General features: G+C 53.2%; 19 protein-coding genes. 8 read left to right on the top strand and 11 right to left on the bottom strand.

What is annotated here, in order from left to right; all coding sequences use genetic code 11:
* Positions 1-3: 3 nt before the first annotated feature.
* Entirely contained in the window at positions 4-1,107 is a 1,104-nt protein-coding gene (locus FOE74_RS06665; RefSeq protein WP_149097810.1) for an Mrp/NBP35 family ATP-binding protein, read from the bottom strand.
* 530 nt (positions 1,108-1,637) lie between these two features.
* On the opposite strand from FOE74_RS06665, the gene FOE74_RS06670 reads away from it, so the two are divergent.
* From FOE74_RS06670 to FOE74_RS06680, 3 genes are all read left to right on the top strand, one after another.
* On the top strand, positions 1,638-2,558 hold the full coding sequence (locus tag FOE74_RS06670) for a DUF6252 family protein (protein ID WP_149097811.1): 921 nt from the start codon (positions 1,638-1,640) through the stop codon (positions 2,556-2,558).
* A 176-nt stretch (positions 2,559-2,734) separates the two neighbouring features.
* Entirely contained in the window at positions 2,735-4,729 is a 1,995-nt protein-coding gene (gene dnaG, locus FOE74_RS06675) for a DNA primase (RefSeq protein WP_149097812.1), read from the top strand.
* The gene (locus tag FOE74_RS06680) at positions 4,726-5,751 is read left to right on the top strand and encodes a potassium channel family protein (RefSeq protein ID WP_149097813.1); all 1,026 of its coding nucleotides are present in this window, start codon (positions 4,726-4,728) and stop codon (positions 5,749-5,751) included. The genes dnaG and FOE74_RS06680 overlap by 4 nt, the downstream gene beginning before the upstream one ends.
* A 239-nt stretch (positions 5,752-5,990) precedes the next feature.
* Here the strand turns inward: FOE74_RS06680 and FOE74_RS06685 are convergent, their stop codons facing one another.
* The gene (locus FOE74_RS06685) at positions 5,991-6,431 is read right to left on the bottom strand and encodes a hypothetical protein (protein WP_149097814.1); all 441 of its coding nucleotides are present in this window, start codon (positions 6,429-6,431) and stop codon (positions 5,991-5,993) included.
* Between the two features lie 290 nt (positions 6,432-6,721).
* Between FOE74_RS06685 and FOE74_RS06690 the strand changes: the two genes are divergently transcribed.
* Together FOE74_RS06690 and FOE74_RS06695 are read left to right on the top strand one after the other, a co-directional pair.
* On the top strand, positions 6,722-7,924 hold the full coding sequence (locus FOE74_RS06690; RefSeq protein WP_149097815.1) for a bifunctional 3,4-dihydroxy-2-butanone-4-phosphate synthase/GTP cyclohydrolase II: 1,203 nt from the start codon (positions 6,722-6,724) through the stop codon (positions 7,922-7,924).
* A gap of 317 nt (positions 7,925-8,241) precedes the next feature.
* Positions 8,242-8,883, top strand: a complete 642-nt coding sequence (locus FOE74_RS06695) for a hypothetical protein (RefSeq protein ID WP_149097816.1) — start codon at positions 8,242-8,244, stop codon at positions 8,881-8,883.
* A 135-nt stretch (positions 8,884-9,018) separates the two neighbouring features.
* Here FOE74_RS06695 and FOE74_RS06700 read toward each other — a convergent pair whose 3' ends face one another.
* The 4 genes from FOE74_RS06700 to FOE74_RS06715 all read right to left on the bottom strand — a co-directional run bounded on the left by FOE74_RS06700 (position 9,019) and on the right by FOE74_RS06715 (position 12,905).
* Positions 9,019-9,789: an ABC transporter permease gene (locus FOE74_RS06700; RefSeq protein ID WP_149097817.1), complete on the bottom strand. Its 771-nt coding sequence runs from the start codon at positions 9,787-9,789 to the stop codon at positions 9,019-9,021.
* The gene (locus tag FOE74_RS06705; protein WP_149097818.1) at positions 9,786-10,688 is read right to left on the bottom strand and encodes an ABC transporter ATP-binding protein; all 903 of its coding nucleotides are present in this window, start codon (positions 10,686-10,688) and stop codon (positions 9,786-9,788) included. The genes FOE74_RS06700 and FOE74_RS06705 overlap by 4 nt, the downstream gene beginning before the upstream one ends.
* A gap of 155 nt (positions 10,689-10,843) precedes the next feature.
* Positions 10,844-12,538 (bottom strand): M56 family metallopeptidase, encoded by a 1,695-nt coding sequence (locus FOE74_RS06710; protein ID WP_149097819.1) that lies wholly within the window; start codon positions 12,536-12,538, stop codon positions 10,844-10,846.
* A gap of 1 nt (position 12,539) precedes the next feature.
* Entirely contained in the window at positions 12,540-12,905 is a 366-nt protein-coding gene (locus FOE74_RS06715; RefSeq protein WP_149097820.1) for a BlaI/MecI/CopY family transcriptional regulator, read from the bottom strand.
* Between the two features lie 298 nt (positions 12,906-13,203).
* Here FOE74_RS06715 and FOE74_RS06720 point away from each other — a divergent pair, with 298 nt between their 5' ends.
* Positions 13,204-13,461 (top strand): hypothetical protein, encoded by a 258-nt coding sequence (locus FOE74_RS06720; RefSeq protein WP_149097821.1) that lies wholly within the window; start codon positions 13,204-13,206, stop codon positions 13,459-13,461.
* Between the two features lie 8 nt (positions 13,462-13,469).
* On the opposite strand, the gene FOE74_RS06725 is transcribed toward FOE74_RS06720, so the two are convergent.
* Positions 13,470-15,224, bottom strand: coding sequence for a M14 family metallopeptidase (locus FOE74_RS06725; RefSeq protein ID WP_149097822.1), 1,755 nt, complete (start codon positions 15,222-15,224; stop codon positions 13,470-13,472).
* 928 nt (positions 15,225-16,152) lie between these two features.
* Positions 16,153-16,590, bottom strand: a complete 438-nt coding sequence (locus FOE74_RS06730; RefSeq protein WP_149097823.1) for a DoxX family protein — start codon at positions 16,588-16,590, stop codon at positions 16,153-16,155.
* Here FOE74_RS06730 and FOE74_RS06735 point away from each other — a divergent pair.
* Positions 16,589-16,837, top strand: a complete 249-nt coding sequence (locus FOE74_RS06735; protein ID WP_149097824.1) for a hypothetical protein — start codon at positions 16,589-16,591, stop codon at positions 16,835-16,837. The genes FOE74_RS06730 and FOE74_RS06735 overlap by 2 nt on opposite strands.
* A 5-nt stretch (positions 16,838-16,842) precedes the next feature.
* On the opposite strand, the gene FOE74_RS06740 is transcribed toward FOE74_RS06735, so the two are convergent.
* Complete coding sequence (locus FOE74_RS06740; protein WP_149097825.1) at positions 16,843-17,559, bottom strand: hypothetical protein; 717 nt, start codon at positions 17,557-17,559, stop codon at positions 16,843-16,845.
* A 138-nt stretch (positions 17,560-17,697) separates the two neighbouring features.
* Between FOE74_RS06740 and surE the strand changes: the two genes are divergently transcribed.
* Complete coding sequence (gene surE, locus FOE74_RS06745; RefSeq protein WP_149097826.1) at positions 17,698-18,531, top strand: 5'/3'-nucleotidase SurE; 834 nt, start codon at positions 17,698-17,700, stop codon at positions 18,529-18,531.
* A 172-nt stretch (positions 18,532-18,703) separates the two neighbouring features.
* Here the strand turns inward: surE and FOE74_RS06750 are convergent, their stop codons facing one another.
* Together FOE74_RS06750 and FOE74_RS06755 are read right to left on the bottom strand one after the other, a co-directional pair.
* On the bottom strand, positions 18,704-18,991 hold the full coding sequence (locus tag FOE74_RS06750; protein ID WP_149097827.1) for a hypothetical protein: 288 nt from the start codon (positions 18,989-18,991) through the stop codon (positions 18,704-18,706).
* 535 nt (positions 18,992-19,526) lie between these two features.
* Positions 19,527-21,194 (bottom strand): S8 family peptidase, encoded by a 1,668-nt coding sequence (locus FOE74_RS06755; protein ID WP_149097828.1) that lies wholly within the window; start codon positions 21,192-21,194, stop codon positions 19,527-19,529.
* Positions 21,195-21,340 lie beyond the last annotated feature (146 nt).

Consider the following 21,340-nt stretch of genomic DNA (forward strand, 5'->3'; position numbering starts at 1 on the left):
TTCTTACGCTTTAATTTCTACTACTTTGGTTTTGCCCAGGCTCGCGTTCCTGACAGAAACCTGCCGGGCCACTTCCTGGGCTACTTTCTCAAATGCCAGGGAGGCGGCGGTGCCTTCCTGCAGAATCTGCGGGGCTCCCTGGTCGCCGCTCTCGCGGATGCTCTGTACCAAGGGTACCTCGCCAATGAACGGAACGCCGTAGCGCTCTGCCAGGTCGCGGCCCCCGCCTTGCCCAAAGATATAGTATTTATTCTCAGGTAATTCAGCCGGGGTGAAGTAGGCCATGTTTTCCACCAATCCTAAGATAGGCACGTTGATCTGTGGCTGCCGGAACATCTGCAAACCTTTCACCGCATCGGCCACGGCCACTTTCTGCGGGGTGGTCAAAATGATGGCACCCGTAACCGGTACTGTCTGTACCAACGTCAGGTGGATGTCACTGGTTCCCGGCGGCAGGTCAATGAGCAAATAATCCAGTTCGCCCCAGTCTACCTCGGTGATAAACTGCTTTAAGGCGGAGCTGGCCATGGGACCGCGCCACACCACCGCACTCTCGGCCGGGGCCAGAAATCCGATGGACATGAGCTTGATGCCATACTTCTCAATGGGTTCAATCAGGTTGCGGCCGTCTGGCATGCGGTACACAGCAGGGCGGGCGTCTTCCACGCCAAACATGGTAGGCACAGACGGGCCAGAGATGTCAGCATCTACCAACCCTACTTTGGCACCGGATTGGGCCAAGGCCACGGCCAGGTTAGCGGTAAGGGTAGACTTGCCCACGCCGCCTTTGCCTGAGGCTACGGCAATGATGTTCTTCACGCCTTTGAGCAGGGTGAGGTTGTCCTGGCGGGCCGAGGTCACGCGGGAGGTCATGTGCACCGTCACGTTCGCGTCCTTGTCTACCATGGTATGGATGGCCCGGATGCACGCGTTGCGGATAAGGTCTTTGAGCGGACAAGCCGGAGTGGTCAGGATTACCGTGAAAGCCACGTCCTGCCCATTTATTTGCACGTCCTCAATCATGTTCAGGGTCACCAGGTCTTTGCCTAAATCTGGCTCCTCTACATAGCTGAGAGCTTTTAATACATCTTCTTGGGTAATTGCCATACGTTGTTCAGCGCTAAAATCCGCTACTACAAAGATACACACTATCTGCGTAACAAGCTACCAGTAGCTGTTTTAAGGGCGGTTTCCAAAAAGTAAGGGGAAAACAGACGTTTCTAAAAAGGAGGTGCAACCATAGGGTTGAGAAGAGGTAATTGCATACTGGAAGCAACAGATATTTTTATGTAGGTTTCTGCTGTTCTTTTTTCAGGCAGTCATTGTAATTACCCACAGAAAACTCTTTCATGTTTATGAGGCATTCCTGATTCTCTGATTTAACTCTCCGCCTTATAAGGATATTTATTATCCTGTTTTATGCCAAAATACCCGGTTTGTTTTTGGTATTTGTATTCTTTAGATTTAGACTCTTTAAATCCATTATCTTTTGCATTAAAAATTCTAATAGAGTGTGAGGCCAAATCCAGATCAAAAAATTACATATAGACTTGTATTTACTCATTAATTTTGAATATGCGTTCAGGTGATTTTTATAAAAGGTGTTCTATTCAGTTTAATTAAATCAAATATTATTTATGAAAAACTATCAACTATCCTTTCTCTACTTTCTGGTTTCTCTTCTGTTCGTTTCGTGCGCAGAGGAAGACCCCGCCCCTGAAAACCCACTTGATGCTAATAAGAAGGTGGAGGTATGGAAATCTGACAAAGCGGCGTCTATTTCATTATTACATGGGGCTGCCGGGGCCTCAGATTCATTAAAAGTGATTGGCTTTAAGCAGAATGGTAGGATAGAGCTGAAAGTGAAATTCAATGGAGTAGGTACCTATACTTTAGCGCAATCTGGAGTTGTTAGTTTTTATGAACTAGTTGATGGAAAAGAAACAGCAAGCACTTATTCCCTTGATGCAAATGATAAAACTTCAGAGCTGATTATTACCAAGTGGAATCCTGCCACTAAGGAATTGGAGGCTACGTTTCAGGTGACCCTGAAGAAAGCTGCCTCCGGGGGAGCCTCGGTGGGGCCAGAGTCACTTCGCTTCACGGGTGGAGAAGTGAAGGGTACTGCTACCATGGCTAGAAAAGGCGTGGTCTGGAAGGCAGGAAATGTGAAGTCTATTGTACTGAAAAAAGGGCTACAAGGCGCAGACTCGCTGGTGATTGAAGATGAAAACGCCGCCGGGAAAATCTGGATACACCTCCGGTTTTCTGGCGTGCGTAAATACGGAATCCCTCAGGTGGTCATGGTCTCCTATACAGAATTGGATGCCCAGGGGGCTCGTAAAGGCTCTTATTACTTAAATCACCTAGACCCTGCCAAAAGTGAGGCTGAAGTGACTATCACTGAATGGAACCCAGACACCAAAGCCATGAAAGGTACCTTCCGCTTTAACTTGAAGAAGGATTATTGGGGGACAACTCCACCACAGGAGCCGGTGGTGGAGGAGTACCTGGAGTTCTCAGGCGGGGAGTTCAAGGGGGTAGTGACCGTTTTGTAATCCAAATCCGTGTTTTAAGAGTGGTGAACCTGACCCGTTCCCAAGCCAGCCCCAAAGGCTGGCTTTTTAATGCCCCCCCTTCGCCTAAATTTCCCTGCCATTCTATAACTGGTTCAGTCACCAACTAATCTCCATTCCGGCTATCTTTGTCTACCGCCCTATTTTCCTGCGTACCCATGGCCCTGATAAAGAAAGAAGTTGTTGACCAGATCATCCTGCAAGCCGACATTGTGGAGGTAGTGGGTGATTTTGTGAGTTTGAAGAAGAAGGGCCAGAACATGTGGGCGTGCTGCCCGTTCCACCATGAGAAGTCGCCCTCGTTCAGCGTGGCACCCAACAAAGGCATTTACAAATGCTTCGGGTGCGGCAAGGCGGGCAACTCTGTGCAGTTCATCATGGACGTGGAAGGCACCAGCTACGTGGAGGCACTCAAGTACCTGGCCAAGAAGTACAGCATTGACATTGAGGAAGACCAGAGCCCGGCGGCGGTGCAGGCCCAGAACGAGCGTGACAGCCTTTACATCCTCTCCGATTTCGCCAAAAAGTACTATGTAAACGCCCTCCATAAAAACGACGAAGGCCAGAGCATAGGCGCGCCGTATTTCAAGCAGCGCGGGCTCTCGGCGGCCACCATCCAGAAGTTTGAGCTGGGCTACAGCCTTGACTCCTGGGATGATTTCACCAAGGCGGCGCTGGAAAAAGGCTTCCTTTTGAAATACCTGGAGGAAACCGGCCTCACCATTGTCAAGCAGGAAGAAGGCAAGCAGTATGACCGGTTCCGGGGACGGGTCATGTTCCCCATCCAGAACGTCTCAGGCCGTACCATCGGGTTTGGCGCGCGTACCCTTAAAACCAACGACAAGAAATCCCCAAAGTACGTCAACTCGCCGGAGTCGCCCATCTACCACAAGTCTGATGTGCTGTACGGCATGTACCAGGCCAAGCAATCCATCCGGCAGGAAGACAACTGCTACCTGGTGGAAGGCTACCTGGATGTGCTTTCCCTGCACCAGGGCAGCATTGAGAACGTGGTGGCCTCGTCGGGTACGTCGCTCACCGAGAACCAGATCAAACTCATTGGCCGCTACACCAAGAACATCACGGTGTTGTATGATGGTGACCCCGCCGGGATTAAGGCCTCTTTACGCGGAATTGACCTGATTCTGGAAGGCGGCCTGAACGTGAACGTAGTCCTGTTCCCCGATGGCGATGACCCGGACTCCTACATCCGGAAAGTGGGTGACACCGCTTTTAAAGACTATCTGGAGAAAAACAGCCGGGACTTCATTTCCTTTAAGGCAGAGCTCTTCGCGCAGGAGGCCAAAGACAACCCGGTGAAGAAAGCCGAGGCGATCCGGGAAATGGTGGTCTCTATTGCCAAGATCCCCGATGCCATCAAGCGGTCCGTGTTCCTGCAGCAGTGTAGCCTGCAGTTCGGGATAGACGAGCAGGTGCTGATCTCTGAGTACAACAAAATTCACCTCACGGAGCAGAAAAACTCCCGGTCCCAACCTTCTCAGGGTTCATCTTACGGGAATTCCCCGGCTTCTTACGCTCCCGGCTCTTTTGAGGAAATGGCCGCTGAAGCCGAGGCCGCCGCTGCTGCCGAGGCCGCCATGTACGAAGACGAGGGCGCGCCGGAGGCCGACCAAAGCAACGTGCTCCGGGTGCGGGAGCGGGAGGTGATCCGGTTTATCCTGAACTACGCCGACAAAGAGGTGGAAGAAGGCCTCACCGCCAGCCAGTTCATGCTGGGCGAGCTGGAAGACATTGAGTTTAAGACCCCTATTTACAAAAAGCTGTTCGATCTGTGCCGCCTCAAACTAGAGCAGGGGTTTATGCCCACCGCCTCTGAGTTCATGCAGCACGAGGAAAAGGAAATCCGCACGGAAGTGGTGGATTTGCTGAGCGAGAAATACGAGTTGAGCAAAGGCTGGGCCACCCATGAGATCATCGTACCCCACGAAAGTGATCTGGTTTCTTACGGTTCTGAACGGGAGGTGCTGCGGCTGAAGTGGCGCAACGTGCAGCTTATGATCAAAGAACAGATGGATACCCTTCCCCGCCTCAAGGAGGCGCAGGAATTAGACAAGACCCTCCGCACCATCAAGGCGCTCAAAGAATTTGAAAAACAGATAGCTGATCTACTGGGTATAGTGGTGAGCAGATGAACTGGCGCCGGCTGAAACTGTACCGGTTCATGTGGGCCTTCTGGCTCATCATTGCCAGTCTGGTCACCGGTATGTACGGGTATCATACGCTGGAGGGCTACACTTGGTCAGAAGCCTTCTATATGACGGTGATCACTATTTCCACCACCGGGTTTCAGGAAGTGCACCCGCTCTCCTCCACCGGCCAGATTTTCACCTCTATCTATATTCTGGTCAATTTGGGCATCATCACCTACACCGTATCAGTGGTGACTACGTATCTTTTTGAGGGGGAATTAAGGGCCCTTTGGAAGAACTATATGAACGAACGGGAGATCAAGCGCTTCACTGACCACGTGATTGTATGCGGCTACGGCCGAAACGGCTCCAAAGCCACCCGCGACCTGCTGGCCTGCGGCGAACGGATTGTGGTGATTGAGAAAAACCAAGCCCTGCTGGCGGGCAAATCAAATGGCCAGGATAAATTGAGTTTTCTGTCTGGTGACGCCACCGAAGACGAACTGCTCATCAAGGCGGGGGTGCAGCAAGCCAAATCCTTGATCTCCACGCTGCCCAAAGACTCAGACAACGTTTTTGTGACCCTTACCGCCCGGGGCTTGAACCCAAAACTGCAGATCATCTCCCGGGCCTCAGAAAAGACCACGGAGCAGAAATTGAAAAGGGCGGGGGCCAATTACGTGGTCATGCCTGATGAGATTGGCGGCAGCCACATGGCCAGCCTGATCACACAGCCCGAGGTCATCCATTTCCTGGAGTTGCTCAACGGCACCGGCCCCAACAAACTGCACCTGGAAGAAGTACACCTTGACCGCCTGCACCAGGATCTGCGTGGTCTATCCATCAAGGAACTGGACCTCAGGAACCTGACCGGCGCCACCCTCATTGGCCTCAACCGCAACGGCAAGGAGTTCCTGATCAGTCCGGAAGTCGAGATCCGCCTTCAGGCCGGCGACATCCTTATCCTGCTGGGTTCTCGCGCCCAGATGAAGCGTTTCGCGCAGCTATTCTACACTGAAGAGTAAAAGAGGGGATAGGAGAAGGGGCTTCGGCTTGTAGAAGGAGCGCTTTGTCACCCGTTCCTGTTTAGGGGAGCTTTTCAGCAAAGCAGCAGAAAAACAGGAGCTGGTTTGAGTTACTTTCGTGAAAACAACGCTGGAAAAGCTGGTGCCCAGGAGCAGAACCCTGCCAAACGACCCGAGCAAAAGATGCCAGAAAGAACAGGGACCGTTTACGGGCTGCTTTCTGGGTAGTAAGGGGCAAATTATGCGCTTTTACGGTTTAACCACTCCAAGGCATCCATGTGGTGCGTGAAATACCCCACCTCTGGGTACCCGTGTTTGGCTGGAATCACGCCCGGAACTTCCGCGTTCGGGTTCAGAACGTGGGCAATGCGGGCTACTCCTAAATCTGCTACTTTAAAATTCCAATCTGCTTCTGTTAATTCGAACAAGATAGCAGAAGGGCCATGGAAGAGTTTTTGGGTGTCATCTAAAATAGCGGTACACGGATAGCTTCGCAGCAATTGCAAGACCCCTTCCCGTACCTCCTTAATGCTTTCTTCTGAGGCGGTACCCTGCCAGATGAGGTTAAGCAATTGATTTGACTTAATATACCGGACCACGCAGTACCTGCGCCCCAGGCTATTGGTAAAGTGTAGATAGGTAGGGTCCATGTGCTTCTTGTTGCGCTCCTGTAAGGGCATATAAAAGACTTGAGCGCATTGAACGCAAAAATCTTGCCGCAAAGGTAATGAATATATCTAAGCGTGGTTGTTTGGCAGGCCCAAAAGAGCGGTTGGCGCCTTCGCCTGGCAAGGCAGCGAATTTGCAGGGGCAGCGGCGTTCAGAACCAGTGGGCAAGAGGTAAACGAGCGGGAGCGGCAGACAGCGCAGAATCCTTTAGAAATCCGCTATCTTTGTGTTTTCAAAGGCAGAAGAGTCCCTTTACGGGGAATAAGGCATTTGGCTGGTCTGCCTGCATTAGATACATACCATGTTAGATAGAATAGAAGACGCAATAGAAGATATAAGAGCCGGTAAAGTAGTGATTGTGGTAGACGATGATGACCGCGAGAACGAAGGCGACTTTATCTGCGCCGCGGAGAAAATAACTCCCGAGATTGTCAATTTCATGGCTACCCACGGCCGGGGCCTTATCTGCGCCCCGTTGACCGAGGAGCGCTGCGATGAACTGGGGCTGGAACTGATGGTAGGCCGCAACACCGCCCTCCACGCCACACCGTTCACCGTGTCCGTTGATTTACTGGGCCACGGCTGTACCACGGGTATTTCGGCCTCTGACCGGGCCAAGACCATCCTGGCTTTGGCAGACCCCAAGACCGACCCCGCTTCTCTGGGCAAACCCGGCCATATTTTCCCGTTGCGCGCCCGCAAGGAAGGCGTGATCAGGAGAGCCGGCCATACCGAGGCAGCCGTAGACCTGGCCCAACTGGCCGGATTAGCTCCTGCCGGGGTGCTGGTAGAGATCATGAACGAAGACGGTACCATGGCCCGCATGCCGGACTTGGAGAAAGTGGCAGAACGCTTCGGCCTCAAGCTTATTTCTATCAAAGACCTGATCACCTACCGCCTGCAGAAGGAAAGCCTCATTGACCGTGAAATTGCCGTAGAGCTGCCCACCGACTGGGGTAACTTTGACCTGTACGCCTACACCCAGCGCAGCAACAACGCCAAGCACCTGGCCCTGGTAAAAGGCACCTGGGAAGAAGGCGAGCCTGTGCTGGTGCGCGTGCACTCTTCTTGTGTCACCGGAGACATCTTCGGCTCTTGCCGCTGTGACTGCGGCCCGCAACTGCACAAGGCCATGGAAATGATTGAGAAAGCCGGCAAGGGCGTGATCGTGTACATGAACCAGGAGGGCAGAGGCATTGGCCTTCTGAATAAACTCAAAGCCTACAAACTGCAGGAACAAGGCCTGGACACCGTAGAAGCCAATCTGCAACTGGGCTTTGGCACCGATGAGCGGGATTACGGCGTAGGTGCCCAGATTCTTAGAGACCTGGGGGTAACCAAAATGCGGCTCCTTTCCAACAATCCGCGCAAACGGACGGGCTTGATTGGCTATGGCCTGCAGATTGTGGAGCAGGTGCCCATTGAGATCATTCCCAATGAGCACAACCAGCGGTACCTCACCACCAAACGAGATAAACTGGGGCACACCATCCTGAAAAAATAAAGCAAAAAGGCAGAAGGTTTCTTCTGCCTTTTTGCTTTAAAAGACCAAAATCTGTAGTACCTTCTCTTCTCTCTCGGTCAATTGTACTTGCGCTAGAGTCTGTATAAAAACTGCGCCTCAAACCGCTTGTCTGCTGCACTTTAATACCGTTGCCTGCGTTATGGATGTACTAATAACAAGACAACCTTCTCTGGTTTTTTGAAGTATATTTTTTTAAGAACTGTATATTACTTTTAGAAGAGGACTGCAACATGAAGACGATGGTAAGCAAAGCGTGTGGCCTTTTAGTTGTACTGGTAATCTGGGCAACCCATGCCATGGCCCAATCTTCTGGTCTGGTAGATGAATGGCCCATGGGCCGGGTCTACCTGGCTACGGGTGATTCCATCAGTGGGAAAATCACCTACCACAGATCAGAAGACCTGGTTCGGATTCTTAAGCCCGATGGGTCAGTGGTGGCGTATGCCCCAGTAGCAGTGCGCGGCTTTGAGGCCATTGACAACGAAGGGCGTTACCGCCGGGTGTTTGTGACCCAGCGCTGGAACTTCGGGAACGACTACAGCGATTTTCTGGCGCCCGCTTTCTTTGAACAGATTGTGATTGGGAAGTACGGCTTGCTCAAGCGTGAGACCATGACCCGCCGTGACATTAGCCGTGACCCCATGTACCGGAACCCCTATTACCCCTACGGGTACGGAGGCTACCCCATGGGTGGGCCCATGTACGTAGACCAGCGCCTGGAGAACTTCTTCATCCTGCTCCCCAACGGCAAAGTGAAAGAGCTTCGGAACGTGAAAAAAGACCTGGAACTGATCTATGGCAAGAAAAGCGGCGCCATGAAGGAATACGTGCGGCAGAACAAACTCAAGTACACCAGCCTGCCAGACCTGGCCAAGATTGTGAGTTACCTGGGTGCCATCTCGCAGCCTGAGGTGAAGACCACATCTGTTGATTTATAGGCATCTGCTCCACGTTTGCCCACCTGCATTTCCCCCCTATAACAGAACGCCCCGCTAATGTAAGTTAGCGGGGCGTTCTGTTACGGGCTAAGATAGTTTTAGACCTGATTTATGGAAAAGGCCCCAAAACATACTTTATAAGTCCCTGGACCGCAGCAGCTGATAAGAAAGAAACCCGAAAAGGCCGATGTACAGCACCGCCGGCACCAAGGCCTGCCCAGGGGTAAGAAAGTCGGTGATGCCCAGCATGAGTTGCTCTAGCTCACTGTGGGGGTTAGGTGTTAAGGCCGACAGGGCTTTCATAGGGAAATACTTGTCTATGGTATCTGGCGTCTGCCATTGGATAAGCCGCTCCAGCACCAGGGTATACGCCAGGAAGACCATGATGGCCAACCCGGTTTTCCTGACCCAAAACGCCACCAGCATGGCCAGCGCCATGTATCCCATCACCTGCACCAGGTAGTAGAAAATGTATTGGGCCTCCGTGAACATAGAGGCAGCGCCTTCTTTGCTGTGGTAGAGGCCAAACCCCATCCCCAGCAGGAAAACGTACCCCGCCAGCAATAAAGCCAACAGCAGAATAACAGAAGCCTTACTCTGCACCACGTCTGCCCTGGAGTACCCGTCAATCACCTGTTGCCGCAGGGTCCGGAAGGTATATTCGTCAGAAACCAGGATGATGATCAGGATGCCCGGGATCAGGTTCAGGTAACTGGAGACATACGTCAGGTGCATCCAGAGCTTGGGGAACTGGTACAACTCGGCACCTGCCATCTGGCCGTTGACCATGACGTTGCCGCGGGCGTAGAAGAAGACGAACAGCAGGGCGGCTTGCAACAGCAGCAGTACCCAGAACGTGGAATAAGGCAGTAACTTACGGAGTTCTATGCGAAGTAGGGAGGTCATGCGTGATCGGCTTTAATGATTTCCAGGAACTGGCTTTCCAAGCTTTTCTTGCGCACCACCAACTGCCCCAAGGCAATACCCTGGGCGAAGAAGGCGCGGTTGAGTTCTGAACTGTCTACGCCATTTTGCAGCGTTACCTGTATTTGCTGGTCTGTTAAGCGGGCCTCCGCCACAAAGGGCAGGGCAAGGGCCGTCTGGAGCAGGGTTTCTAAAGGAGCACCTCCATTCAGGAAAACCAGGTCGTTGGTGGCCAGAATAGAAGAAACCGGTCCCTGGGCTTTGAGTTTCCCGTTGCGCAACACGGCCATGTGGGTGCAGACTTTCTCTACCTCATCCAGCAGATGGCTCGCCAAGACGATGGTTTTGCCCTGTGAGGCAATGTGGAGGATCAACCGGCGCACCTCGGCAATGCCCTCGGGGTCTAAGCCGTTGGTGGGTTCATCCAGGACCAGCACCTCGGGGTCACCCAGCAAAGCGGCACCAATGGCCAGCCGTTGCTTCATGCCCAGGGAATAGCCCTTGAACTTGTCTCCCCGGCGGTTGCCTAAGCCCACCGTCTGCAATGCTTCGCCCACGCGGGCAGGGGCTACCCCTTTCACCTCGGCCGTGAGCCGCAGGTTTTCTTCACCGGTAAGGTAGGGGTAAAAGTTAGGGGTCTCCAGCAGCGCCCCAATGCGGCGTTTCGTGCTTTTGGAAAGGGGCTGCCCAAACCACCGGAACGTGCCGGCGCTGGCGTTGATCACATCCAGGACAATGCCCAAGGTGGTGGTTTTTCCGCTGCCGTTGGGACCTAACAGGCCATAAATGCTGCCCTGAGGTACGTTGAGGCTCACTTGGTCCAGGGCCTGCACCGCGCCGTAGCGTTTGCTGATGCCCTGAATCTCTAATATATCTGCCAATTTGGTCTTGCTTGAAAGTGGTGGATTACAAAGCTAGGAGGAATTGGCAGAAAAGCGAGCGAAAGGAAACTTGGTAGTTTGGTTTAGGGGCGTTTACCACCCGGATTTGCGGAAATACCCCAAAACAAAAGCCCCTGGGGGCAAGGGCTTTTGTTTTAGTTTTTAGGTTTGGGAGCCGGTTGGGGCAGCGGCAGATCATGGATGGGCGGAGGGGGCGGGGAGGCCGGCAGTTTCCCGTATTTTTTCTCTGCCGCCTTGTAACCGGCCTCAGACTTAGGGAAAACCTCATTCGTGCCTGATTTCAAGACCACGTGGAAGCTGTTCTCTGTCCAGTAGATGTGGTTCACCGTAGGGTTCCGTTTCAGGAAATCCTGGTAGTCTGGTGGTAGGTTTTTCGCTTCCTGCCTTTTGATCACAGGCGGCGAAAACTTCTTTTTAACGACAGGCGGGAATAACTTTTCCTCCTGGCTAGTGGAAACCCCCACTTTGGCTCTGACGGGCGGAGGCGGTGCTGGCAGCGGGCCATATTTCTTCTCCAAAGCCGCTACACCCGCCGGGGATTGGTCAAATGTCTCTATTTCTCCGTTTTTCAAGAGAACATAGAAGGTATCCTCTGAACCGGTGAAGCCTTTCACGCTAGGGTTGCGCTCCAGAAATTCCTTCGGCCAATCTTTTCTGAAAGGCGGTGGCGGAGGGGGTGGGGCCATAGCTGCTTCTGGGGCTAAGGGGGCCGCTGCAGGAACGGGCGGGGGCGGAGGGGGGCCAGGCAGGGCGCCGTATTTCTTCTCGGCTTGGGCTATTCCCTCTGGGGTGCTGGCGTATTGCTCCGTTTCTCCGGATTTAAGGTACACCTGAATGGCCTGGCCGCTCCAGGTGATTCTTTTCACCGCAGGATTCCGCTTCAGGAAGGCCTCATAGTGGTCCTGGGTAGGCACCGTTTGAAGCGAATTCTCCTGCGGCAGGATTCCTCCTAACTCGGAGCTGGTGCCGGCAATGCCATGGCAGGCAATCAAACCGGAAAACAACAGGGGCAATACGGCCAGAAAACGGACTTTCTGGGCTTGGGCGGAAGGGGCTTTATTCATCATCTTGATTCGGTGTTTTAAAGATGGAAAACTGAAAGAAGTGGTAAAGGAAAGGGGCGAAACTCCGGCCGTATGCAGCAGCGAAAATTGATACTGTTTCCGATCAATGCCGGCTTCCAGGGTCCGTTGATCGGTGAGGAACTCCAGGTTCTGCTTCAACGATTTGCGCAACAGCCACACCGCCGGGTTAAACCAGTTGAAAAGCGTGGTTATCTCTATGAGCAGGATGTCCAGGGTATGCCATTCCCGTACGTGCGTGTGCTCATGCTGCAGGATAGGCAACCAATCTTTCTGCGGGTGCTGCCGTGGGTTGAAGTAGATGGCCTTCCCGAAGGAGAACGGCGCTAACCTAGCCTGCACCTCGCGGTACTTGATGCCCTGGTAAGAGGCGCGATCCGCCTTCCGGTGAATGGCGTACAAAGAGGCCATCTGTAGTAAGAACCGGCAGACCATCACGCCCGCCCCCAGCCAGAAAAGCACCACCGGAATGAGCCAGACATCAAACCCTTGTTCTGCCGGGGCTACCGGTAAAGGCATCTGCCAGTAAGGAGCAAAGTTCTGGACGGTCTGGTAAAGCTGCTGTTTCTCTTCCAGCAGAGAGGCCAAATCCACGAGCGGCAACAGACCCGAGAGCAGCAGCCCTGAAACCAGGAAAAGACGGTTGAGCCGGTAAAACGTGGTCTGCCGTAACACCAACTGGTAGGTGGCATAGAAGAGGGTGAGGCCCACGTTGACTTGGAGGAGATACAGGAGGAGGGCTGGCATCTTATTCGGGCTTTTGGTTTTCAATCATGTCCATGATCTCTTTCAACTCTTGGGGGCTCAGCTGTTTCTCCTTCACGAAGAAGGCCACCAGCTCTTTGTAGGAGTTCTGGAAATAATCGCCCACAAACCCCTTCATGAATTTCTTCTTGTATTCCGCAGCCTTGATGAGGGGAGAATAGCGGTAAGTATTTCCCAAGCGTTCGGCCTGCACAAAGTCTTTCTTCTCCAGGTTCTTCACCGTGGACGCCAAGGTGGTGTAAGGCGGCTTGGGTTCCGGTAGCTTCTCCAGAAAGTCTTTGATGAAGCCGCCCCCGGTTTCCCAGATGACCTGCATGGCGTCTTCCTCTTGTTGGGTTAGTTTCTCCATGTTGTCCTTTATTTACGATGTCTTCGTAATTCTACGAAAAATTCGTAATAAAGTGTGTATCAGGTAGGAAATATTTTCCGCTAAGTAAAAAAAGCCTTTCCCGGAGCAGGAAAAGGCTTTTTTTACTTAGCGGAATAATGGATTCGATTGGCTACATCATCCTTAATAGATCATTCTTATTTGTCCATTGCCCATACTTGTTTTCACACCCAAATTGTCATCCTGAAAGGATCTTGTGACCAACTAGAAAGGCCTTGGCTCTTGCGCCTTTACCGTTCGCCCACAAGATCCTTTCAGGATGACAGAAGGAGGAGAGGCAATTGAAGCAAAATTGGCAATAGAGGTAACTGGGGCAATTGACGGGAAAAGGCTACGGAGAAGCGAGCGGCGGCTTGAACCCTTGGAGATAAAGCCCACAAAAACAAGGCCTAGCACCTGCCACCGCCTAAAAAAGGCCATTATTGACTTCAGTAAAGCCTGCAAAAAGCAAGTCCTAGGAAAAGCGTTAAGAACCACACATGGATTTAGGGGCTGTTTTATTGAAAACAGCCCCTAAATCCATGTCTATTGCACCGGAAGCGCACCTCCTTGCCAGCGGGCTACCGGGTAGCGCAGGTGCGTGTTCTCATAATGGGGCGTGTGACGGTACACAAAGTTCAGTTGCGCCTGTGCGCTTTTGGCCAGAGCCGGATCTTTGGCTTTGGCTTCTTCCAGGGCGGCTTTCAGTTTAGGGTCTTTCCGGAGGTATTCGGCGGCCAGGTCTTCAAATACATAGGCAGAGAAGTATTCTTTCTGCCCCAGAATGGAGTCGAAGAAGTTCCAGGCAAAATAAGAGTCGGGGGCCTGCGGTTCCAGGGTTTCCACCAGAAAGCGGTTGCTCACCTGGTTCAGGTACACCACGTAGTCACCGGCGAAGTACTGGATAGGCTGCTGTACTTTTTTCACCTGTACCTCGGTGTGCAGGTAGTGCCCCTCATAAGGGCGTTGACCGGTTTTGTAGTCGGTGATGTAGTAGGTCTCGGGGGTGAGCACAGTGTCTCTGGTCAGGCGCTTCAGTTCCACCTGGTTCTGCCGCAGGCGTTCAATGACCTGGCTCCAGGCTTGCGGGATCAGGTAGGCCACCGGTTTCGTGACCGTGAGGGTAGGGCGGAAGGTGTCAAAGAACTTCACCGGGCGGGTAAAGGGGGCGTTGCGGTCATAGTACAGGCGCTCCAGACCGCTTACCTCACTGGGTTTGTACTTGGCCTCGTAGCCTTTGAACTTAATGATTTCTACCTGCGTGGTGTCAGGTGCCCAGTTCAGCACGAACTCCTGTTGGGTGAGCAAGGCGGCGCGGTCTTTCCGGCGGGCTTCCTGAATGGCCTTGCCGTTTTTGGCGGTATAGTCCAGGAACTCCAGCATGAGGTCATAGGTAGAAGCTACCCGCTTGTCAAAGGACTTGAGCATGTGCGTCTCCGGAATGAACCCCAGGGTCTGGAACAGGGTGGTGTAGCCGCTCGCATAACGCGGTAAATCGGCGAAGCCGAAGATGCCAGTCTCCGGGGTCTCGCCGCGAGAGTTCACGTACGGCACCAGGGGCCATTTGCGTTTCTCCATGCCTTTGTACAGCGCCGGCAGCATCTGCTGCTTTAAAAGGGTGCCCAAGGCCCCGCCCAGCTTGTTGTGCTGCGTGGGAATGAGCGTCATGGTGTATTGGTAGTCGGCGCCGTTGCTGGTGTGGTTGTCCACGAACACCTCAGGGTCCCAGGTGCGGAAAATGGTGGCGAAAGTCTGGGCATTTTTCGAGTCTTCCTTGATGAAATCGCGGTTCAGGTCCAGATTTCTAGAATTGCCCCGGAAACCGTAGCTCACAGGGCCATTCTGGTTTGTGCGGGTATGGCTGTTGCGGTTCAAAGCGCCGCCTATGTTGTAAATGGGAATGATGACCAGCACCACGTGGTCCAGCTGCTTCTTCAGCTTTTTATCCTGCATCAGGTCGCGGGCCAGCATCATGGTAGCGTCAATGCCTTCGGGCTCGCCCGGATGGATGCCGTTCTGCACCAGCAGCACCGTCTTGCCTTTGCGGTGGAGGGAAACCGGGTCAAAGTCGCCGTCGGTGGAAAGCACCACGGTATGCAAGGGTTTCCCGGCATCGGTGGTGCCAATGGGCGTCATTTTGATTTCAGGGTACGCTTCATCTAACCGCTGGTAATAGGAGATGCACTCCTGGTAGGTGGCGGTTTGGGTGCGGTTGCTTTTCTCGTAAGGGGTTTTCCAGTCGGGTGTAGCCGGGCCAGCGGAAAGCAGCGCGCCCAGAAAGGTGAGCAAGGGAAGGAACATGGTGGTGGGTCTTGTAATGAGCCGGTAATGTTAGCTATTCTGGAGGGGAATGTAAAGGAATAATGGTGGGTGGATGAGACCAGGCATTGCCTTGTCTCACGTTTGCAGATGAAAAGGCCTTTCCTCTGGATGAGTCGCGAAGGATGGCGTGTGATTACGCAATTGGGCGTCTGCCTCTCCTTGCCGTTTCTTTCGTTGATGGACAGTTTTGTGCATGCGGTATGCTGTTCCCTTGGGTTGTCCGCTTTTTTCATGGGTGCAAGTACGGCTCTTTGCATAGCTGCCGCTAAGCGCTCACGGCCGTGAGGCCCCGTCTTCCCCTCTCGCACTGCCCTTTCGGCCTGAACTGACTGTTCCTCTTAGAAGAGGTTTATTTAGGGCCAAAAGCGAGGCGCGCTCGGGAAAGACTGGAATGGGCAATGCGTGAGCAGGTTGTAATAGACCTCACAGGTTTTCAAAACCTGTGAGGTCTTGGCTTCCCTGACGTAAGGCTTCAACTTAGCTTCTATGAACCGTGGTTAAAGCTAAAGAAAGGGTTCTGAGCAAAGAAGGGGCTCAAGGAAAAAGCGTGATACCGGGAATTCCCTCTCCCCTGGGGAGAGGGTTAGGGTGAGGGGCTGCGGGCATTCAAGGCAAAGGCTTTTCCAGGTAGGAACCTACTCCCCCTCATCCTAGCCTTTTCCCTGAGGGAGAAGGAACGGCGTGCTTCCGTTTGAGGACTGGTTTACTGAAGGGAGCCGGAAAACGCGTGACCGCCAAAAAAATGCAGACTCCAGCTATGCCGGGAAGTCTGTGGTTTCCCTTGCTGCCCTGCAGCGGGAACGGGAACCGAAGAGCTTGGCTTTTTCACTGTTTCAAGGCTGTTTATCGTTTATCAAAAAAGAGCCTTGGAACGGTGTTGAAGAACCTTTCTTTACAAGGCAAGGAGTTACGCCATGTCCCTTTTCCTGTCGCGGAACATGCCTTCATCCAGGCTGTAGCGGCCGGGGCCGATGAAGTAGAGGCTGAGAAAAAGGATGGCTGCTTCCAAGGCGTGCGAGTAGCCGCCAAAGCCGTCGCCGGCTACCATGTGCCGGAGGGCAGCCATGATCATAGTGACCAGCAGAAGCAGGGTGATGGGCCTGAAAAGGAAGCCCAGCATCAGGAACAAACCGCCTACCGTCTCGGCGAATGCGGCCATAAACCCAAAGAACGCCGCCCCGGAGGTAATGCCCACCACTGACATGGCACTGCCAACCTGCTCCCACTTTTCCATGCCGCCCGTCATCTTGGGCCAACCATGCACAATGAACATAAACCCGATGCCCAGGCGGAGGATCAGCAGCCCTATGTGCTGGTGAGGATACAGATTGCGGAGAAAGCTCATGGTTGTATTGAAAAAGTTGGAAGGTGATGTTTCACTTTACGGAAATTACGAAAGAACGGCGCAAGCCTTCCCGTCTGGGGTTCTTCCTGCTGATAGCTTTTGGTTTGTCTTCTTTTTGTATGGCTTTTCACCCTTTACTTCTTTAAAAGAGGGCAGCCGTTCGCGCAGCAGGTTCAAAAAGAAGCGGCGTACCGTGCAAAGGCACGCCTCTTCTGTTTTCGGCCTTCATTTCCGGAAACGCCTGTAAAAAGGTTAGTAAAGCATGATGCTGGTGACGGGGGTGGTGGCAGGGATGTCTTTCACCTTCAGGCTGCCCCAGCGGGTAGAAGGTATTTGGCGCATATCCAGCACGAAACTGATCTTGTCCACCTCTGAGATGGCCACAAAAATGCCCTCGCCGGTACCCACCCGGGTGATATTGAAATGGTTTTTGACCTCGCCAAACGTGCTCCCAATGCCCACGCCGGCTGAGCTCTTAAAGGCGGGGTTCAGGACCGTGATGCGCGATACTTTGCAGGCGGTGCCGTTGCATTGCTGTTCTACGCGCAGGTCTGGCCGGCGGCGCTCCCCAAGCACTTCATAGGCTTTGGTGGTGGTGCCCTCCAGGGTATGGTCTATTTCCTGGAGCTTCTGGGTTCCGTAGGCCTGTTTCAGCTCTTCTATGGGCATCCCTATTTTCACGCGGCCCGCCTGGCCCTTCTGCAAGGTCAGGTTAAAGAGCGGGTTGTCTGCGGAGGGCGGGGTGGAAGCGGTAGAGGGGGCACCGGGCAGCGGTTCTTCAGACATGGGCTCTGCCGGGGCAGGGGTGGGGCCATCAGGGCTTTGCGCCGGGGCTTCTGTGGCCTCGGGGGCCACCTCCTCAGCGGCTTCTTCCAATTGCACCTCGGTGTTGTCTTTCACGGCAGCGGTGTCTTGCTTGCAGGCGGCCAGCGCCAGGAGGGCACCAAACAGGAAAGCGGATTTCTTCATGGCTATAAAGGTTTTAGCACGGCATAGGTACGGTTTCCTGGGGCTTAACGCAAGCGTTTGGCCTAAGTTGCGGTGCTTCTAATTTGGCCGCGGGCCGTATACAAGCTAAATTGCCGCCGAACTTAGAAATTGATCACGATGAAGAAAAAGCCCTTGATTTTAGTGTCCAATGATGACGGAATCACTGCGCCGGGGATTCATACCCTGGTGAAGGTGATGCAGCGGATAGGAGAGGTAGTGGTAGTGGCGCCAGATGGTCCTCAATCAGGAATGGGGCATGCCATCACCATCGGGAACACCCTCCGGTTAGACCGGTCATTGGTCTTTGCCGAAGTGGAATCATACGAGTGCTCCGGAACCCCCGCTGACTGCGTGAAACTGGCCAAGCACCACATCCTGAAAGACCGCAAGCCGGACTTGGTGGTGAGCGGGATCAACCATGGCTCCAACTCCAGCATCAGCGTGCTGTATTCCGGTACCATGTCGGCAGCCATAGAGGCGGCCATTGAAGGCTTACCCGCCATCGGGTTCTCGCTCTGCGACTACGGCCATGACATAGATTTCTCCCACACGGAGGAGTACGTGGAACTGATCACCCGGCAGGCGCTGGAGCACGGCATTCCGGCAGGTGTGGCCCTGAACGTGAATTTCCCTAAGAAATCAAACGAACCCATTGCCGGGGTAAAAGTTTGCCGGCAAGCGGTGGCTAAGTGGGAAGAGGAGTTTGACGAGCGCCTGGACCCCCGGGGCCGCGTGTACTTCTGGCTTACCGGCAACTTTGTGAACTATGACAAAGGCGAAGACACTGATGAAGCGGCCCTGGCCCAGAACTACGTGTCTGTTGTGCCCTGCCAGTTTGATATGACCGCCCACCACACCATTGGCCTGCTCAACAACGACTGGGATCTGAACCCAGGGGCCCAGGCACCGGCCGCCTCTAAGACCCTGGAAAGCGGCCGCAGCGAAGGATAAACCACGTTTAAAGCCTATTTAAACCAAAAGAGCCTGAAACCGCACAGCGTTTTCAGGCTCTTTTTTGAGACCAAGGGGCAAAATAGTCTCCTTAAGCCAAGCCTTACCGGCAGCACCTGGGGTAAGGCTAGGTTGAAACAGACGCTATGCCTTAAAGGCGCAAGAGAAGTTGTTAGGCGATCTTCTTCTTGTCAAAGCTTTGGAACGGGCCGTACTGGGCTTTCTTGATGGTGATGCCCGCTACGCGCAGCTGCACCTCTACCGGAGCCAGCTTTTTGGTGAAGTCAGAGGAAATCACTTTCCCGTAAAAGGCTTTGGCCTCTTTGGAGGCACCTTTTTCAAAAGAATGGGTAGAGAGCTGCTTGGTGATGGGTTTGCCTGGAATTACTTGGTACGACGTGGTCACTACCTGGTACGAAGGCATAAAGGGTTTGATAGCTTTCTTGAGTAGACGTTTCATGCAATAGTGCTGTTTAATAAAGGGGTTAGAGGCGGTATGAACAAATATAATCCTTCTTTTTTCATCTTTCCTAATTAGCTTTTCCTTCTTTGTGAAATAAAATGGTTATTTCTTGATGCTATCACTTTAGTAAGAACTTGGTTTAGCTTGCTGGGTTAAGGTGAAGGTGGCTAAGGTGAAGTATAAGGTGTTATACTGCTATTTTACCTAAATAAGAAGTAAAGCAGAAAACTGTACTATTTTGATGGATTGGTCTGGATGGTCTAACGCAGTTCCTTGTATTTTAATTCAATCAAGAAAGGATGATCAGCTTGGCAAGCCCTCAACGTAAGATGAAAAAGGGCCTCCCTTTCCCGAAAAAGGCCTAAAATAGGAATTAGGGTTCTATTGCCAGCGGCTAAAAAAAAGGCGGGCGCCAAGCCTTCAGGTAAAGCCCTTTCCTGAAGGCTTGGCTCCCTGAATAAGAAAAGGCGCTGCCCGGCACGAAACCTAGGCAGCGCCTTCTGTTGAGGGATAAGGAAAGCTTGGACGGAGCTTAACTCTTGGCTTTTTTCTGGTTCACCTGCTTTTCAGCTAACAGCAGGGCATTATAAGCGTTAACGAAGCCCCCGGTCACCGAGAGGTCAGACAGCTTTACCTTCTTTCGGGCTTCCGTCTCAGAGGCTGGTGAAAGAGCCGTTTCTTTGGGGTACACCACCACCGATTTCAGCAGTACCTCCTTTAACTCTGAGGCGGTCAGCTCTGGGTAATAAGACCACACCAAGGCCGCCACTCCACTTACTACCGGGGTAGAGAAACTGGTGCCGTCCATCTTGGCGTATTTGTTGCCCGGGGCCAAAGACACAATGTCTACGCCTGGGGCGAAGAGGTCTACCGTCTGTTTGCCGTAGTTGGAGAAAGGAGCCACCAGGTCTTTGCCCAGCGTTCTGGAGGTAGCACCCACCTCAATCCAGCTCCTGATCTGCGCGCCATCTCCCAGCACCCGGGTAGGGAAATGCGGCACCTGGTCATTGTTGGAGGCCTCGTTGCCGGCGGCGTGCACCAGCAGCACATTCTTGGACTCAGCATACTTCACGGCCTCGTCTACAAACGCCTTCTGGGGCGAGAAACCTTTCCCGAAACTCATGTTGATGATATGGGCGCCGTTGTCTACCGCGTATCGAATAGCCAGGGCGATGTCTTTGTCATATTCATCGCCTTCGGGTACCGCCCGCAGGGCCATGATCTGCACGTTCTCAGCGATGCCGTCAATGCCCAGGTTGTTGCCGCGCAAGCCGGCAATGAGGCCAGACACGGGGGTGCCATGGGTAGGCCGGGGACCCGCCACATCGTTGTTGCCGTATTTGGTGTCAGAAATTACCTCTGGGTTGTCCGCAATCACGGTGCGCGGGTTGAAGGCCAGGTTCAGGTGTTTCTCCAGGAAGGTGTCTGTATATTCCTTGTATTTCTGGAACGCTTCTACCGTAAGCCCCTGGTTGAATCTGCCCAGGTACCAGGCCCGCGCCTTCATCACGTTCTCGTCTGGAGTGGAGATTTTCTGCACGTCCTGCACGGTGAAGTCTTTGGTTTTCAGGTGCGCTGCCAATACGTCCTGCACCTGGTTCAGGACCTGTTCAAAGGCGGCCAGGGTTTCTTTGGTCTGTTGGTGTTTGGCCAGTTCCTTTTCATAGGTCTGCTTGCTGCGCAGGTAGGTTTTGTACTCCGGTTGCTGGGCCAGGGGAACCTCAGAGATAGCATTCACGTGCTGGTACACGGGGGCCAGCTTGCGCAAGAGGCGCACGTACTCATAGGTTTCATACCGGATGTTTTCGCCCTGGGCGTTGCCTAAAAAGCCCCAGCCGTGCACGTCGTCTACGTAGCCATTCTGGTCGTCGTCCTGGCCATTGCCCGCCACTTCTTTCTTGTTAACCCAGATCCGCCCTTTGAGGTCTTCATGGAAAATGTCAATGCCGCTGTCTATCACGGCCACCACAATGGTTTTCTTGGGTTTTTTATTACCCAGCAGTTCTTTGTAGGCGCGGTTCACGCCCGTGCCCTGTACTTTGTCTTGCACGGGGTCCAGGTTGTACCAGTTCACGTAAGCGGGGTCAAAGGCCGCCACCGAAGGCACCGGGTCTTCCTGCGCAAACACCGGGAAAACCGATAACCCTGCCAGCAGAAGACTGGCCGATGTTCTTAAAATATAGCGATAGGGGATTTTCATAGCGTGTCAGGGGCAAAAACCATTCCATTCCCTGCCAAGGAGAAAGGGAGAGTTTTAAGTCAAAGGAAAAGTTCTTTCTGAAAAGGTACGTATTTTTTGGGAGACCGGCCTTTCTGCGGGCCCTTCATTTGTTTGTGACCATTCCC

It is taken from the genome of Rufibacter glacialis, assembly GCF_008271745.1.
Taxonomy (GTDB): Bacteria; Bacteroidota; Bacteroidia; order Cytophagales; family Hymenobacteraceae; genus Nibribacter; species Nibribacter glacialis.

Excerpts from the sequence above, each read along its gene's own strand:
- FOE74_RS06665 (WP_149097810.1), bottom strand. The coding sequence starts at position 1,107 with ATGGCAATTACCCAAGAAGATGTATTAAAAGCTCTCAGCTATGTAGAG.
- FOE74_RS06670 (WP_149097811.1), top strand. The coding sequence starts at position 1,638 with ATGAAAAACTATCAACTATCCTTTCTCTACTTTCTGGTTTCTCTTCTG.
- dnaG (WP_149097812.1), top strand. The coding sequence starts at position 2,735 with ATGGCCCTGATAAAGAAAGAAGTTGTTGACCAGATCATCCTGCAAGCC.
- FOE74_RS06680 (WP_149097813.1), top strand. The coding sequence starts at position 4,726 with ATGAACTGGCGCCGGCTGAAACTGTACCGGTTCATGTGGGCCTTCTGG.
- FOE74_RS06685 (WP_149097814.1), bottom strand. The coding sequence starts at position 6,431 with ATGCCCTTACAGGAGCGCAACAAGAAGCACATGGACCCTACCTATCTA.
- FOE74_RS06690 (WP_149097815.1), top strand. The coding sequence starts at position 6,722 with ATGTTAGATAGAATAGAAGACGCAATAGAAGATATAAGAGCCGGTAAA.
- FOE74_RS06695 (WP_149097816.1), top strand. The coding sequence starts at position 8,242 with ATGGCCCAATCTTCTGGTCTGGTAGATGAATGGCCCATGGGCCGGGTC.
- FOE74_RS06700 (WP_149097817.1), bottom strand. The coding sequence starts at position 9,789 with ATGACCTCCCTACTTCGCATAGAACTCCGTAAGTTACTGCCTTATTCC.
- FOE74_RS06710 (WP_149097819.1), bottom strand. The coding sequence starts at position 12,538 with ATGCCAGCCCTCCTCCTGTATCTCCTCCAAGTCAACGTGGGCCTCACC.
- FOE74_RS06715 (WP_149097820.1), bottom strand. The coding sequence starts at position 12,905 with ATGGAGAAACTAACCCAACAAGAGGAAGACGCCATGCAGGTCATCTGG.
- FOE74_RS06720 (WP_149097821.1), top strand. The coding sequence starts at position 13,204 with ATGACAGAAGGAGGAGAGGCAATTGAAGCAAAATTGGCAATAGAGGTA.
- FOE74_RS06725 (WP_149097822.1), bottom strand. The coding sequence starts at position 15,224 with ATGTTCCTTCCCTTGCTCACCTTTCTGGGCGCGCTGCTTTCCGCTGGC.
- FOE74_RS06735 (WP_149097824.1), top strand. The coding sequence starts at position 16,589 with ATGGTTGTATTGAAAAAGTTGGAAGGTGATGTTTCACTTTACGGAAAT.
- FOE74_RS06730 (WP_149097823.1), bottom strand. The coding sequence starts at position 16,590 with ATGAGCTTTCTCCGCAATCTGTATCCTCACCAGCACATAGGGCTGCTG.
- FOE74_RS06740 (WP_149097825.1), bottom strand. The coding sequence starts at position 17,559 with ATGAAGAAATCCGCTTTCCTGTTTGGTGCCCTCCTGGCGCTGGCCGCC.
- surE (WP_149097826.1), top strand. The coding sequence starts at position 17,698 with ATGAAGAAAAAGCCCTTGATTTTAGTGTCCAATGATGACGGAATCACT.
- FOE74_RS06750 (WP_149097827.1), bottom strand. The coding sequence starts at position 18,991 with ATGAAACGTCTACTCAAGAAAGCTATCAAACCCTTTATGCCTTCGTAC.
- FOE74_RS06755 (WP_149097828.1), bottom strand. The coding sequence starts at position 21,194 with ATGAAAATCCCCTATCGCTATATTTTAAGAACATCGGCCAGTCTTCTG.